The 15223-nt window shown below is 73.5% G+C and carries 12 protein-coding genes; 9 read left to right on the top strand and 3 right to left on the bottom strand.

Annotation, left to right across the window (positions count from 1 at the left end):
• Positions 1–159: 159 nt before the first annotated feature.
• Positions 160–3630 carry a proline dehydrogenase family protein gene (locus C1N91_RS05995; protein ID WP_137767008.1) on the bottom strand — a complete coding sequence of 1157 codons (3471 nt, stop codon included), beginning with the start codon at positions 3628–3630 and terminating at the stop codon, positions 160–162.
• Between the two features lie 81 nt (positions 3631–3711).
• On the opposite strand from C1N91_RS05995, the gene C1N91_RS05990 reads away from it, so the two are divergent.
• From C1N91_RS05990 to C1N91_RS05975, 4 genes are all read left to right on the top strand, one after another.
• Positions 3712–4629 (top strand): LysR family transcriptional regulator, encoded by a 918-nt coding sequence (locus C1N91_RS05990; protein WP_137767007.1) that lies wholly within the window; start codon positions 3712–3714, stop codon positions 4627–4629.
• Positions 4630–4741: 112 nt separating this feature from the next.
• Positions 4742–6286, top strand: coding sequence for a hypothetical protein (locus C1N91_RS05985; protein ID WP_137767006.1), 1545 nt, complete (start codon positions 4742–4744; stop codon positions 6284–6286).
• A gap of 297 nt (positions 6287–6583) precedes the next feature.
• Positions 6584–7909, top strand: a complete 1326-nt coding sequence (locus C1N91_RS05980; RefSeq protein WP_137767005.1) for a hypothetical protein — start codon at positions 6584–6586, stop codon at positions 7907–7909.
• A gap of 134 nt (positions 7910–8043) precedes the next feature.
• The gene (locus C1N91_RS05975) at positions 8044–8676 is read left to right on the top strand and encodes an FMN-dependent NADH-azoreductase (RefSeq protein WP_137767004.1); all 633 of its coding nucleotides are present in this window, start codon (positions 8044–8046) and stop codon (positions 8674–8676) included.
• Between the two features lie 73 nt (positions 8677–8749).
• Here the strand turns inward: C1N91_RS05975 and C1N91_RS05970 are convergent, their stop codons facing one another.
• Positions 8750–9793, bottom strand: coding sequence for an MBL fold metallo-hydrolase (locus C1N91_RS05970; RefSeq protein ID WP_137767003.1), 1044 nt, complete (start codon positions 9791–9793; stop codon positions 8750–8752).
• 140 nt (positions 9794–9933) lie between these two features.
• Between C1N91_RS05970 and C1N91_RS05965 the strand changes: the two genes are divergently transcribed.
• Both C1N91_RS05965 and C1N91_RS16640 read left to right on the top strand, forming a co-directional pair.
• On the top strand, positions 9934–10977 hold the full coding sequence (locus C1N91_RS05965) for an ATP-dependent DNA ligase (protein WP_137767002.1): 1044 nt from the start codon (positions 9934–9936) through the stop codon (positions 10975–10977).
• 101 nt (positions 10978–11078) lie between these two features.
• Positions 11079–11222, top strand: a complete 144-nt coding sequence (locus tag C1N91_RS16640) for a hypothetical protein (RefSeq protein ID WP_161968408.1) — start codon at positions 11079–11081, stop codon at positions 11220–11222.
• 41 nt (positions 11223–11263) lie between these two features.
• On the opposite strand, the gene ligD is transcribed toward C1N91_RS16640, so the two are convergent.
• Positions 11264–12283, bottom strand: coding sequence for a non-homologous end-joining DNA ligase (ligD, locus tag C1N91_RS05960; RefSeq protein WP_137767001.1), 1020 nt, complete (start codon positions 12281–12283; stop codon positions 11264–11266).
• A gap of 264 nt (positions 12284–12547) precedes the next feature.
• Here ligD and C1N91_RS05955 point away from each other — a divergent pair, with 264 nt between their 5' ends.
• Genes C1N91_RS05955 through C1N91_RS05945 form a run of 3 tightly spaced genes read left to right on the top strand, consistent with a single transcriptional unit; the run spans position 12548 to position 15220 of the window.
• A complete protein-coding gene (locus C1N91_RS05955; protein ID WP_137767000.1) occupies positions 12548–13384 on the top strand; it encodes a DUF429 domain-containing protein in 837 nt (278 codons plus the stop codon).
• A gap of 10 nt (positions 13385–13394) precedes the next feature.
• Positions 13395–14597, top strand: coding sequence for a glycosyltransferase (locus C1N91_RS05950; RefSeq protein WP_137766999.1), 1203 nt, complete (start codon positions 13395–13397; stop codon positions 14595–14597).
• On the top strand, positions 14594–15220 hold the full coding sequence (locus C1N91_RS05945; RefSeq protein WP_137766998.1) for a uracil-DNA glycosylase: 627 nt from the start codon (positions 14594–14596) through the stop codon (positions 15218–15220). The genes C1N91_RS05950 and C1N91_RS05945 overlap by 4 nt, the downstream gene beginning before the upstream one ends.
• The last annotated feature ends 3 nt before the right edge of the window (positions 15221–15223 follow it).

Here is a 15223-nt window from a genome sequence, read left to right as displayed (position 1 = left end):
CGGCGTCCGCCGCACGCTCGACGATCCGGAACACGCACTCGGCGCTCCGAGAGGCACGTTGAACCAGGATCACGACACCGAACCAGCGGCGGTGCTGGTTCGATGTCGCGTCCGTGGTTCGATGCCCGAGGTCGCCGGCGGCGTGTCGCTCGCAGCCGGTCAGATCAGCGCGTCGGTGAGGTGGTTCGGCGTACCGAAGCGGTGCGCCGTGATCGACACCGCCTGCTCACGGAGGAACGGCAGCAGCTCGATCCGCCCGGCCTCGGTCACCGGCTCCCCGTACACCGCGACGTCCGGCCGTCCACCGATCGCGGTCGTCAGCGCCGCGGTGTCGCCGCCGATCAGCCGGACGCGCGTGGACGCACCACGCTCGACGCGCTTCGCGAAGGCGTCGTCCGACTGTCCCTCGGCGACGGAGCGCACGTTCGGCAGCGCACGGATCGCCGATGCCACCTCGGACGGCAGCGCGGCCACGGCCGAGACGTCGATCGTCGTACCGGCCCGGACCGCTGCGGCGACGGAGCGCACGAGGTCGGCGACCGCGGACTCCTCCGCCGAAGCGAGACGGACGTGCACGCCCGGGTACGGCAGGTACCGCGCGATGTTCCGCTCGGCGGAGAGCGCCGAGACGTCCACCGCTGCGCCGAAGAACGACGACCAGGACTGCTCGTCGGACGCGGTCGCCCGGTCGATCGACTCCGACGTGACACCTGCGGCCCGGAGGAACGAGCGCACCGGAGCCGACACCGCCGCGTCCGCCGATGCCTGCGCCGGCGACCACGACCCGAGCCCGAGCAGGTAGTTGAGCCCGCCCGCCTTGGTGCCTGCACCGACGGCAGACTTCTTCCACCCGCCGAACGGCTGCCGGCGGACGATGGCGCCCGTGATCCCACGGTTGACGTAGAGGTTGCCCGCCTCGATCCGGTCGAGCCAGGTGCCGATCTCGGAGGCGTCGAGGGAGTGCAGGCCAGAGGTCAGGCCGTAGTCGACCTCGTTGACGATGGCGATCGCCTCGTCGAGGGTCTTCGCCGTCATGATGCCGAGGATCGGGCCGAAGTACTCCGTCCGGTGGAACGCCGAGCCACGTCGGACGCCGTCACGGACACCGGGGCTCCAGAGCTTGCCCGTGTCGTCGAGGCGCTTCGGCGTGACGGCCCAGGACTCCCCCGCGCCCAGGGTCGTCAGCCCCTCGAGCAGCTTGCCCGCGGCGGGTTCGATGACCGGGCCCATCTGCGTCGTCGGGTCGGTCGGGTACCCGACGGTGAGCGACGACACCGCGTCGAGCAGCTGCGAGCGGAACCGGCGCGAGGTCGCCACGGAGCCCACGAGCACGACGAGCGAGGCGGCGGAGCACTTCTGCCCGGCGTGCCCGAAGGCCGATGCGACGACGTCCTTCACCGCGAGGTCGAGGTCGGCCGACGGGGTGACGATGATCGCGTTCTTGCCCGAGGTCTCCGCGAGCAGCGGCAGGTCGGGGCGGAACGACCGGAACAGCTCGGCCGTCTCGTAGGCACCGGTCAGGATGACCCGGTCGACCTGCGGTGCGGCGATGAGCTGCTTGCCGAGGTCGTCCTCGGCGACCTGCACGAAGGCGAGGACGTCCGCGGGGACCCCGTGGGCGTCGAGTGCGGTCTCGATGATCGACGCCAGCACGGCGCCGCAGCGCTCGGCGGGCGGCGCGGGCTTGAGCACGACGGCCGAACCGGCGGCGAGCGCGGCGAGGGTCGAGCCGGCCGGGATCGCGACCGGGAAGTTCCACGGCGGCGTGACGAGGGTCAGGGCAGCAGGGGTGAAGGACGCGCCGTCGACGTCGTCGAGCTGCGCGGCGAGCTCACCGTAGAAGTGGGCGAAGTCGATCGCCTCGGACACCTCGGGGTCGGCTTGGTCGATGGTCTTGCCGGCCTCGGCCGCCATGACCTCGACGAGCGCCGCACGGTTCGCCTCGAGTGCGTCGCCGACGGCGTGCAGCACGGCGCCACGGGCGGCACCCGACCACGTGCCCCACTCGGCGCCGGCGGCGCGGACGCGACCCAGGACGGACTCGAGCTGCTCGGCGGAGGTGAGCCGGGCCTCCTGGACGGCACGTTCACCGAGCGTCGACGTGGCGACGCGCGACGTGATCGCCGCACCCCACTCGCGGACGGCCGCGACCGACGGGTCGCTGTCCGGCGTGTTGTCGAAGTGCCCAGGGCGGGGTCGCTCGACCGCGGCGTACCGGTCGGCGACACGGTGCGGTGCGGGGGCGTCGAGCCCGCCGGGCTGCGCGAGCGGCAGCAGGGAGTCGCGGAAGCGTGCCTCTTCGCGGGCGAAGAGCTCGGGCGACGACGCCAGCGAGAACACCGCCGACATGAAGTTCTCCTGCGAGGCGCCCTCTTCGAGCCGTCGGATCAGGTAGGCGATGGCGACGTCGAACTCGCCCGGGTGGACGACCGGCGTGTAGAGGAGCAGCGAGCCGACCGTGCGACGGACCGCCTCGGCCTGCCCCTGCGCCATGCCGAGCAGCATCTCGAACTCGATGCCGTCGCGGACACCGCGCTCCCCGGCGAGCAGCCAGGCGTGCGCGACGTCGAACAGGTTGTGCCCTGCGATGCCCACGCGGACGTTCGCGATGCGTTCGGGCGTCAGCGCCCAGTCGAGCACGCGCTTGTAGTTCGTGTCGGAGTCCTGCTTGGTGTGCCAGGTGGCGAGCGGCCACCCGTGCACCGAGGCCTCGACCTGCTCCATCGGCAGGTTCGCGCCCTTGACGAGCCGGACCTTGATGTCGGCACCGCCGCGGGCGCGACGAGCCGCCGACCACTCCTGCAGGTGCTGCATCGCGGCGAGCGCATCGGGCAGGTACGCCTGCAGCACGATGCCGGCCTCGAGGTCGGTGAACTCCGGCTCGTCGAGGAGCTTCGTGAACACCGCGATCGTCAGGTCGAGGTCCTTGTACTCCTCCATGTCGAGGTTGATGAACTTGCGCGGCGAGCTCTGCACGGCGCGGCGGAAGAGCGGGCGGAGCTTCGCGATGATGTCCTCGACCGCGTGGTCGAACGCCCACGGCGAGTGCGGGTGGACGGTCGACGAGACCTTGATCGACACGTAGTCGACGTCGTCGCGCGCGAGCAGCCGCTGCGTGCCCTCGAGTCGACGCGAGGCCTCCTTCTCGCCGAGCACGGCCTCGCCGAGCAGGTTCACGTTGAGCCGGACCCCGTCGCGCTTGATCTTGGCGATCGCCGGGCCGAGCTTGGCGTCGGTCGCGTCGACGATGAGGTGCCCGACCATCTCACGGAGCACCCGGCGTGCGATCGGGACGACGACGCCGGGCAGCACCGGTGCCATACCCCCGCCGAGGCGCACGAGCCCGCGGAGCGCTGCCGGCAGGAACCCCGGTGCACCCGGCGCGATCTGCCGGAGCTTCCGGGCGGCCACACCGAGGTCCTCGGGTCGGACCACGCCGTCGACGAAGCCGACCGCGAAGTCGAGGCCGGCCGGGTCGGCGAGGACGCCGGCGAGCTGCTTCGCCGAGCCGTCGACCGGGTAGGTCTCGGCCTCGGCCAGCCACTGCCGGACGAGCGCGACGGAGGCGTCGGCGAGGGTGTCGGGAGCAGGCGTGGCATGCGCATCGGTGCGCGGCTGGACGTCGGTCATGGCATCAGTGTGATGCCCGCCAATCGTTAGCGGAAGCAAGGAGTTCTGACGCATACCGTGAAGAAGAACTACTGTTCGAGCATGCTCGACGTCCGGCGCCTGGTCCTCCTCCGCGAACTCTCGATCCGCGGCACCGTCGCGGCCGTGGCGGAGGCCGTGAACCTCACGCCGTCGGCGGTGTCGCAGCAGCTCGGCGTGCTCGAACGCGAGGCCGGCGTGCAACTCGTCCGCCGGGTCGGGCGCCGCCTGCAGCTCACCCCGCAGGCCGAGGTGCTCGTGGCGGCCGCGGGCGAGGTGCTCGACGTCCTCGAGCGGGCGCAGTCGTCGGTCGAGTCGACGCTCACCAACGTGCAGGGGCGGATCCGCGTCGCGGTGTTCCAGTCCGCGGCGCTCGCGCTCATGCCGACCGCGCTCCGCACCATGGCGATCGAGCACCCCGACGTGCGGGTCGAGATGGTGCAGCGCGAACCGGAGACCGCGCTCAACGAGACCTGGGCGCGGGACTTCGACATGGTGATCGCCGAGCAGTACCCGGCGCACGCTGCCCCGCGCTTCCCGGGGCTGGACCAGCGGGTCCTGACGAGGGACGCGGTGCGGCTCGCCCTGCCGCCGACGGGGACGAGCCTCCGCCCCCTGACCGACGACGACCCGGCCGTCGCGCTGGTCGACGCGGCCGAGATGCCGTGGGTGATGGAGCCGCGCGGCGCGGCGTCCCGGCACTTCGCGGAGCAGACCTGCCGCCGTGCCGGGTTCGAGCCGGACGTGCGCTACGAGACCGCCGACCTGCAGGCGCAGATCCGGCTGATCGAGTCCGGGAACGCCGTGGGCCTGATGCCCGACCTGGTCTGGGCGGGCCGCTCGACGTCGTGCCGACTGCTCGAACTGCCGGACCCGGCACGCCGCACGATCTTCACGGCGCAGCGGATGTCGGGCGCCGACTCCCCCGCGGTGACGGCGCTCCGGGCGGCCCTCGAGGACGCGGCTGCCGCGCAGCGGTGACGGGTGCGGCGAACCGTGACCGAGCCGTGACCTGATCGCCGTGAGGATCCGTCCGGTCGCGACACCACTCAGTGAGGGCACACCACGACGCCCGCCACCACGAGGGGAACCCATGCACCAGCACACCTGCCGAACCGCACTCCGCCGCACCGCTGCACTCGGCGCCGCCGCCGTCGTCGTCGCCGTCGGCTCGTCCGCCTTCGGCATCGGCGCCGCCACGGCCACCGCCGCTGAACCGACGGACACGAGCGCGACCACGGCCGCGCCGGACTCGACGAACGCCGGCACGACGTCCGCCACCGCTCCCGACGTCGCCGACGACACCGCAGCAGCCCCTGCTGCCGCTGCGTCGGCCGCCACGGACTCCGGGACGGCCACGCCCCGCCCCGATGCGGACACACCGGCCGGAGCCGACGCGGGCACCTCCGACCCGGGCACCGCCGCTCCCACCGCCACCGTCCCGATCACCGGCGCAAGCGGGACGACCTCCCCGGCTCCGACGGCCGCCGTCGACCAGGCGTCCGCCGCCGCCGCCACGCCGGCTGGCACCGTGACCGTCAGCGGGAGCGTGCAGCGTCTCGGCACCCTGACCGCCGAGACCGCCGGGTGGCCCGCCGGCACCACGTTCGCCTACCAGTGGCTCCACTCGTACGACGGCGGCCCACTCGTCGAGCAAGTCGGCGCGACGACCGAGCGCACGTTCGTGATCGGCTCCGTGGAGGGCGCCCTCGACCGGTACGCCGTCCGCGTCACCGGCACCGCCCCCGGCGCGGAACCGACGACCGTCATCAGCGAGACGACGGCACCCGTGGACGAGGCGCCCGAGATCCGCTGGGGACTGCTCGGCTTCCGGAGCTTCGACCTGCGCGTCGGTGAGTCCACGAGCATCCCGCTCGCAGCCTTCGACGGCGACGGGCTCGTCTACTCGGCGAGCGACTCGTGGGGTGCGGCCGGCAACACGTTCCAGCTGCCCGACGGTCTGCGGCTCGCCCCGGACGGCACCCTGTCCGGGACCCCGACGCGCGCCCAGGTGGTCGAGTTCTGGCTGCGCACGTCGTCCAGCATCCGGCCGGACGGCGGCGAGGCCTCCCGGGTCGAGCTCGTGATCACACCGGGCGAGACCGAGTCCCTGAACGCGGTCGTGCGCGGCTCCGGGACGTGGCTGGTCCGGTCGGACGGCTCGACCGAGTACAGCCGCAGCCCCGAGGTGCAGGACGGGGACCCGACCACGCCCCTCCGCGTCCGCAACGGCGAGACGGTCGAGATCGACCTCCTCACCCTGGACCGGAACGGTGACCTGAACGCCGATCCGCAGCGGCCGACGTGGTCGTCGTCCGTCGACGCCGACGTCCTCGAGACGACGAGCACCGTCGGGACCCCGATCATCTCCGCTCGCTTCGTCGGGACGGGCGACCACCAGATCACCGCTCGGCTCGGCGACCTCACGCTGACCTTCACGGTGCAGGTGGTGGACGCACCGGCGACCAGCACGACCGTCACGACGGGCACGACGGCCGCGACCACCCACGCCCAGCACCCCACCACGGGTTCCCTCGCGTACACCGGCGTCGAGACCGGGGCGCCGATCGGCTGGGCCCTCGGCCTCCTGGCCGCTGGCGGCGGCCTGCTCCTCCACCGCGCGCGCCGACGCGCCTGACGACGCTCCTGCTGCGCCGGGACGTGACCGACCCGGACGGTCGCGTCCCGACGCGGAGCGGGTGACCACGGGCGGACGGGAGGCACGGTGCCGGACCGCACCGCGCCTCCCGTCCGCCATCCGGTTGCGTGACACCGCAACCGCACGCACGATTCCGGCACCCGACCCCCAACCCAGGTCACATTTCGGACACCGCCCCCTGCCCGGGTTGCTGTGCCAGTACGATCCGAGCACGCCGAGATTCTCGGCAGATTCACACGATCCGGCACCCGACCGGACCTGACCCCTGGGGGACCCGTGCACCGCAGCACCTCCTCGGCCCGTCGCGCCTGCGCGCTCGGGACGACCGTCGCACTCATCGGCCTGACGACCGGACTCGGGGTCTTCACCTCGACCGCGGCGTTCGCCGCCGACGAGCCGACCTCGGCCGTCGCACCGGCCGACACCTCGTCGACGGGCGCTCCGTCGAGCGCGACGGACACCACCGGCACCGACACGACCGCGAAGGACGCCTCCGGCACGGCCACGCCGACGGATGCCACGACGACGCCGGCCACCACCGGCACGACGGCGGATGCCTCGACGGCACCGGCCACGACCGACGCAACGACACCCGCGCCGACGACCGCCTCGCCCGCACCGAGCACGACGACGAAGGTCGCCCCGACCGGTGACACCCCGACGACGGACGCCGTCACCGAGGACGTCGCGTTCGCGACCGAGACCTCGTACGACGCCCCGCGCACGATCGAGCTCACCGCCGGCGACACCCTCGACGAGGTCTTCGCCGTCAGCAAGGGCAGCGGCCCGGTCACCTACTCGATCGGCTACGCCGACCCCGAGAGCGTCGACCCCGAGACCGACACCCCCGAGTCGTACCTCCCGTACGACACGACGTTCGACGCCGCCACCGCGACGCTGTCCGGCCGCGTGACGGTAGCCTCGTACTTCGACTTCACCGTCGTCGCGACGAACGGCACCTCGACGGCCACGGAGTACGTCGAGGTCGTCGTGGACCCGGCGAAGGCCGTGGGCGTCATGGCCCAGACGACCAACACCTCGCCGTCCGACCTGTTCGACGGGGAGCACCCCTTCACCGGGTGGCTCATCGAGCCGGACGGGCACATCACGACGTTCGTGTTCCCGGGCGACCCGGACCAGGAGCCGACCATCACCGACGGTGGGCAGCCGACGGTGCAGCAGGGCCAGTCGCTCTGGATCAACGGCTCGCCGGTGGACGAGTTCGGCAACGACACGACCCGCTACGACGACGAGGGGAACGCCGACCCGGTCACCGTCACGAGCGACCACGCGACCGACCAGATCGCGTTCGACGAGGACACCTTCTCGACGAAGGTCACGTTCCCGCACGCGTCGACCCACGTCCTGACCGTCGCCGCACAGTCCGTCTCGGTCTCGTTCCCCGTGACGGTCGTCCCGACCGCGGCACCCGCCACGACCGTGGGCACCGTGACGCCGACCGTCGCCACCGCGCCGAAGGGGCAGCTCGCCTTCACCGGTACCGACGCCACGGACGCGCTGCCCTGGGCCCTCGGCCTCGTCGCCGCGGGCGCCGGGCTCCTCGGTGCCGGCGCGCTGCGCCGCCGCCGCGCCCAGCGCTGATCACGCCGCCTGCGGTCCGTCGCACTCCGGTGTGACGGACGGGAGGCACTCCACGGCCCCGTCGCACCCCTCCCGGTGCGACGGGGCCGTCTCCGTTCCCCGCCGGCACGCCCCGGCGTCGGTAGCGTGGGCGCATGCCCACCCTGCTGCACATCGACTCCTCAGCCGACCTCGCCCACTCGCGTTCGCGCGCACTGACCGCCGCGTTCGCCGACGCCTGGCGCGCCCGCGGGCCGGAGTACACCGTGGTGCGCCGGGACCTGCACGTCGACCAGCTCCCGCACCTGGAGTCGGCCGCGCTGCACTGGGCAGCGGCCGACCGCACCCCCGAGGAGTCCGTCGCGCCCGAGGCCGAGGCACTCCGGCAGGAGGTCATCGACGAGCTCCTCGCGGCCGACGCCGTCGTGGTGGGCGCGCCGCTGTACAACTACACGGTGCCGTCGACGCTCAAGGCCTGGATCGACCGCATCCACGTCCCCGGGGTGCTGGCCGGTGACGTCCAGCCGCTCGCCGGTCGTCCCGTCGTGAGCGTCGTCAGCCGCGGAGCCACCTACGACGCCGGCTCGCCGACCGAGACCTGGGACCACGGCTCGCCCGTGCTGCACCTGATCCTCGGGACGGCGCTCGGCATGAAGCTGTACCCGGTGACCGTCAGCGCCACCCTCGCCGACCGGATCCCGGACCTCGCCCCGCTCGCCGAGCACGCATCCGCCGAGTTCGCGGACGCCCGCACGACGCTCGAACGTCTCGCAGCGACGGTCGCCTGACACCGCCGGTCGCCCGACACCGCCGGTCGCCCGACACCGCCGGGTTCCCGACACCGCCGGCCGTCGCCGACGCTCAGGCTGGACGGATCTCGTCCGCCCGTCCGAGCAGGTCGGCGTGGAAGGCCGTCTGCGTCAGCGCGCTCGCGAGCAGGAACCCCGTCATCGCGTCGATCCCGCCGCTGAACGGCACGCGGGACGCCACCTCGAACAGGGTCGGTGCCGTCAGGGTGTCGAGCGCTGCGGCGACGTGCCTGGAGCGCTCCTCGCGGTGCCGAGCGAGGGTCCGAGCACGCGTCACGACGTCCCGGAAGCGGTACTCGTGCCCGGGGCAGACCTCGAGGTCCGCGTGCGCTTCGAGCCGCGCGAGCGAGGCCAGGTAGTCGCCGAGCGGGTTCGTCGCGGTTCGCCCGCCGAGGCCGATGCCCGGGTTGATGCGGGGCAGCACGTGGTCGCCGGTGAACAGCAGCCCGTCGGCCTCGTCGACGAGGCAGAGGTGCCCGGCGGTGTGCCCCGGTGTCCAGAGGGCCCGGACCTCGCGCCCGGGGATCGGCAGCACGTCGCCGTCCTCGACGAACACGTCGGCGAGCGGTTCCTCGGTCCGCCCGAGCCCCATCCGTCGCCCGCTCCCCCAGGCGGCGACCACACCGGCGACCAGCGCATCGGGCAGCCCCCATCGGGCGATGTCGGCGTCGTTCCGGGCGGCGTCCTCGCGCTCCCGGTGCAGGGCCTCGACCTCGAGCCGGTGCATCGCGACCCGGGCTCCGCTCGCACGTCGGAGTGCGGCGGCAGCACCGAGGTGGTCGGCGTGCAGGTGCGTCACGACGACGAGCCCGACCTGGTCGACGGACCGCCCGATCGCCGCGAGCCCTGCCCGGAGCACCCCGAGGTCGTCGTCCTCGGCCCAACCGGGGTCGACCACCGTGAGCACGCCGTCCGTCCCCTCGAGCACGTACGACAGGGTCGCGTCCGGCACACCTCCGCGGAACGGCACCGCGATCGTCCAGGTGCCGGGGCGGACCTGCTCGACGGGCGGCAGCACGCCGACGCGGAGCGCGGCGGCCTGCACGGGGCTGATCGGTTCCGGTGCCGGCGCTGCCGGCGGGGGCACGGTCGTCACGCGACCACCCTAGGGCCGGGCGGGCGTGCCGGGGCCGTGCCGCGCCTCCCGGCCGGACCACGAGCAGAGCGGAGCGGACCTACCGAGCCGAGCCGCGCCGCCCGGCCGTCCACCGGAGCACCCGCGAGTAGACAGGCCGCATGGAGATCGCACCGATGCTCGCCAAGGCCGTCGCCACCGTGCCCGACCCCGACAGCGTCCGCGGCGGCCTGCGGTACGAACCGAAGTGGGACGGCTTCCGCGGGGTCGTCACGGTCGACGGCGACGACGTCACCATCGGCAGCCGCGGGTCGAAGCCGCTGACCCGGTACTTCCCGGAGCTCGTCGAGGCCTTCCGCGCGCAGTTCGGCGGACGCGAGCACCCGGTCGTGCTCGACGGCGAGGTGGTCCTGCGGAGCGGCGAGTCGGGCGCCGAGCACCTCGACTGGGAGGCCCTGTCGCAGCGCATCCATCCCGCCGAGTCGCGGATCCGGAAGCTCAGCGTCGAGACCCCGGCGCAGTTCGTCGCGTTCGACCTGCTGGCGGCCGACGGCGCGGAGCTCCTCGACCTGCCGTTCGACGAGCGGCGTGCGCGGCTCGAGGCCCTCGCGGACGGCATGACCGACCCGCTGTTCGTCACCCGGACCACGCTCGACGTCGACCTCGCCTGGGAGTGGCTCACCACGTTCGAGGGCGCCGGGCTCGACGGCGTCGTCGCGAAGCCGCGGGCGAAGGCCTACGAGCCGAACAAGCGCACCATGCTCAAGGTGAAGCACCACCGGACCGCCGACGTCGTCGCGATCGGGTACCGCGTGCACAAGAGCGGCAGCGGGGTCGGCTCGCTGCTCGTCGGGCTGTACGACGCGGACGGCGAGATCCGGCAGGTCGGCGGCGTCTCCGCCTTCACCGACCGTCGTCGCCAGCAGTTGGTCGAGGAACTCGAGCCCGTCGTGCTCCGCGATGCGGACGGGAGGCCCGTCACCGGTGACGGGGAACGGTCGCGGTTCTCGTCGGGTCGCGACACCTCGTTCGTCCGGCTCGAACCGTCGCGCGTGCTCGAGGTGCGGTACGACCAGATGGAGGGCGACCGGTTCCGGCACACGGTGCAGTTCGAGCGGTGGCGGCCGGATCGCGACGCCCGGTCGTGCGGGTTCGAGCAGCTCGATGTCCCTTCTGCGTACGACCTCCGCGACGTCTTGTCCTAGCGCTTGCACCACCCGTCGCTCGCCAATATGCTCGCAGTAGTTAGGCTAACTAGTGACTTCCGGACGGGGATCCGGAGGCGCGCAGGAGACGGGAGCGGGACATGATCATCGACGGCATCAGCGACGCCAACCGCGGCACCTGGTCCCGCCTGACGCGGCTGCACACGGCGAGCGTGACCCTGCCGATGCACACCAGCCGGGTCGCCAAGCCGGAGCAGCGCGCCGAGGACGTCGCCGCGGCCTGACCCGCCCTGGGCTGCCGCTCCGCCCGGGTCTGCTCCGACGCTCAGGCCTTCTTCGCGCGTGACGGCTGGACGCGCGGCGGCTCACCGGGCATCTTCGGGAAGTCCGGCGGGAACGGCAGCTCGCCCAGTCCGTCCGCCAAGTCACGGTCCCACCACGCGAGCAGCGGGGCGATGTCGCCTGGCTCCTCGTGCATGGTCTGCCACGGATCGCCGACGGCCGCCAGGCGCTCCGGAACCGTCCGCACCGTGAAGGTCGTCGGGTCAGCGACGTCGAGCTCGTCCCACGTGATCGGCGTCGACACACTCGCGTGGGCGAGGGCCCGCGGGCTGTAGGCGCCGGCCATCGTGCGGTCGCGGTTCGCCTGGTTGAAGTCGACGAACACGCGCTGCCCGCGTTCCTCCTTCCACCACGCCGTCGTGACCCGGTCGGGCATCCGCCGCTCGAGCTCCCGCGCCGCCGCGATCACCGCGTGCCGGACGTCGAGGAACTCGTGCTCGGGGCGGATCGGGGCGAAGACGTGCAGGCCGCGGTTGCCGCTCGTCTTGATCCACGCCGTGAGCCCGACCTCGGCGAGCACCGTCCGGAGTTCGTGCGCGACCGGCACGGTGTCTCGGAAGTCCGTGCCCGGCTGCGGGTCGAGGTCGATGCGGAGCTGGTCCGGGTGGTCGCTGTCCTCGGCGCGGGAGGCCCACGGGTGGAACACGACGGTGTTCATCTGCGCTGCCCACACTGCGACCGCCGGCTCGTCGATCACGAGCTGCGGGTGCGACCGGCCGCTCGGGTAGGTCACCGTGACGTCGCGGACGTACCCGGGGGCGCCCTTCGGCGGGTTCGTCGAGAAGAACGACTCGCCGTCGATGCCCGACCCGAACCGCTGCAGGGAGACCGGGCGGTCCCCGTTCGCCCGGACGAAGGGCTCCCCCACGGCAACCAGGTACTCGGCGAGGTCGAGCTTCGTGATGCCAACCTCGGGGAAGAGGACGCGCGACGGGCTGCTGATCCGGACCTCCCGGTCGCCGTCCGGGCCCGGGACCGTCAGCGTCGTCGCCTCGCTCGCCATGCAGCGGACCGTACACGGCCGGCGCTGCGGTCGCCCCCGACTTCCGGTGCCCACCGTCGTCCCGCCGTCGTTCCGCCCTCTTCCCGCCGAGCGGGCCAGATCTGTCACGCTCGACGCCCGCGGGCGACGGGTTGCACCCGCTCGGCGCAGGACCTACGGCGTGTCCTGCCCGTTCGGCGTCGGGAACCGGCCGCTCGGGACGGTCCAGCCGAGACAGGAGTGGGGGCACGGGCGGGACGGGGCGACTCCGGGCACGATGGAGGGGTGACGGCGTACCTCGGGGTGGACCTGGCGTGGGGACTCGGCAGCGACCGGAAGCCCGCCAACGAGACCGGGCTCGTCGCGATGGACGCCGACGGCACGATCACCGACGCCGGGTGGGCCCGCGGGGTCGATGCGGTCACGGACTGGATCGCCGCGCACCTCGGCCCCCGGACCCTGATCGCGGTCGACGCCTCCCTCGTGGTGACGAACCCCAGCGGCATCCGCGAGGCCGAACGGCAGGTCGGACAGCGCTACGGCCGGTGGAAGGTCGCGGCGAACCCGACGAACCTGGCCTCCGCGGCGAGCGCCGGCGCCCGGCTGCTCGACCGGCTGACGGAGCTCGGCGTCGGGTACGTGTCCTCGACGGCGGCGATGCGGGAGCGCACCGGACCGGCGGCGTTCGAGTGCTACCCGTACACGACGCTCGTGGGCGTCGAGGAGCTCGGCTACGACGAGGAGCGTCCGCGGTACAAGCGCCTCGACCTGAAGCTCCCGGCCGCGGTCGCCCGGCAGCGGCGCGCCGAGGCCTTCGACGACCTGGTGCACCGGCTGCGCACGACCCCGCTCGACCCGCCGCTGCTGCTCGACTCGCACCCGCTGACGGCCGGGCTCGCCGATCCCTCGGTGCTGCACGGGCCGACGCACAAGCACCGGGAGGACCTGCTCGACGGCGCCCTCTGTGCGTGGACCGCTGCGTTCTGGGAGCGGCACGGCGACGGACGGGTGCAGTTGCTGGGAGGCGATCCGGGCCTCCCGTCCGACCCGCCGGACGAGGCGGGCCGCCGGCCCGTCGTGGTGGCGCCCGCCCGTGGGTCCCAGCGGCGGCCGCGCGGCTAGGCTCGACGCCGTGAGCACCACGACCGAACCCCTGCGCATCGGGCTGGTGTCGCTGCACACCTCTCCCGGCGACGAACCCGGATCCGGCGAGGTCGGCGGCATGAACGTCGTCGTCCGGCACCAGGCCGAGGCCCTGGCGGACCGCGGCCACCAGGTCGAGATCATCACGCGGCGGTCGTCGCCGACCCAGCCGGACAGCGTGTCGCTCGTGCCGGGCGTGTGCCTGCGGTTCCTGTCCGCCGGTCCCGCGCAGCCGGTGCCGAAGGGCGAGCACGACGCGTTCATCGAGCCGTTCCGGGCGGGTCTCGAGGAGCTCGGCCCGTACGACGTGCTGCACTCGCACCACTGGTTCTCCGGTGTCGCTGCACTGCCCGTGGCTCGCGAGCGGGGCATCCCGCACGTGCAGTCCTTCCACTCCATCGCCGCCGAGTCGGACACCCCGCTGTCCGAGGGCGAGCGTCCCGAGTCCGCCGGCCGTCCCGCAGGTGAGCGCATGCTGGCGCGCGAGTCCGACGCCGTGGTCGTGGTGTCGTCGGCCGAGGCAGCGACCGTCCGCACCCGGCTGGGCGGGGACGAGTCGCGCACCTGGATCGTCCCGCCGGGCGTCGACGGGTCCGTCTTCCGCCCCGCCGGTGCGGGTGCGCGCCGTGCCGAGACACCCTACGTCGTCGCCGCAGCACGCGTGCAGCCGCTCAAGGGGCTCGACCTGGCGATCGAGGCGGTCGCAGGCATCGGCCGGGAGGCGCGCCCCACCCTCGTCATCGCGGGCGACGCCTCGAGCGAGGCGGGGGACTACGTGGACGAACTGCGTCGGCTCGCCGCCGCGCACGGCATCGCCGACCGCGTGACGTTCGTCGGTCCGCAGTCGCGTGCCGACCTGGCCTTCCTGTTCCGTGGCGCAGCGGCGGTGCTCGTGCCGTCGCACTCGGAGACGTACGGGCTCGTGGCGCTCGAGGGCTCCGCTTCCGGGGTGCCGGTCGTGGCCGCCGCTGCCGGTGGACTGCGGGAGGCCGTGGTCGACGGGGAGACCGGCGTCGTGCTGGAGTCGCGGGACCCGGCCGACTGGGCCGCCGAGATCGAGCGGATCTTGACCGACGCCTCCTACGCCGCCGGGCTCGCCGCCGCGGGCCGTGAGCACGCCGAGCGACTGAGCTGGGAGCGTTCGGCAGCCGGGCTCGAGGACGTCTACCGCCGGGAGGTCGGGCGCTCGTGACGGCGCTCGACCTCGGAGGGTTCTGGGCGGCGCTCGATGCCGTCCCGGTGGCGGAGGACGCCGAGGCGCTCTACTCGACCGACTCGGCGGAGGGCCGGCTGCGTCGGGCGAACCTGGCGTCCTACCTGTCCCACGTCGGAGCGCTGGCCGACACCGTGCTCGTCGCCGAGGCTCCCGGCTGGCGCGGCATGACCAACACGGGCATCCCGTTCACGAGCATGCGGGAGCTCGACATGCTCGGGTTCGACGTGCTCGTGCCGCCGGAGCCGACCGCGCCGTGGGAGGCCTCGTCGCGGGTCGTGCACGCGGCACTGCAGGACTGGTCCGGGCCGCTCCCCCTGGCGTGGGCGATCTTCCCGCACCACCCCTTCGTCGCCGGCGACCGGCTGACCAACCGGACCCCGCGCCCGGCCGAGGTGCGCTCGGGCGCTCCGGTCGCGCTCGCGCTGCTCGAGGCGCTGCGTGCCGCTCGTGGCGCCGGACACCCGGTGCGGGTCGTCGCCGTCGGGCGGAAGGCCCAGGGCGCGCTCGCGCTGGCTGGCATCGACGCCGTGGCGGTGCGGCACCCGGCGCAGGGCGGTGCCGCGCAGTTCACCGAGCAGGTGCGGGCGCTGCAGCGGTAGGGC

This window comes from Curtobacterium sp. SGAir0471, from assembly GCF_005490985.1.
Lineage (GTDB): Bacteria > Actinomycetota > Actinomycetes > Actinomycetales > Microbacteriaceae > Curtobacterium.
This window is presented reverse-complemented; position numbering and strand designations above follow the sequence as displayed.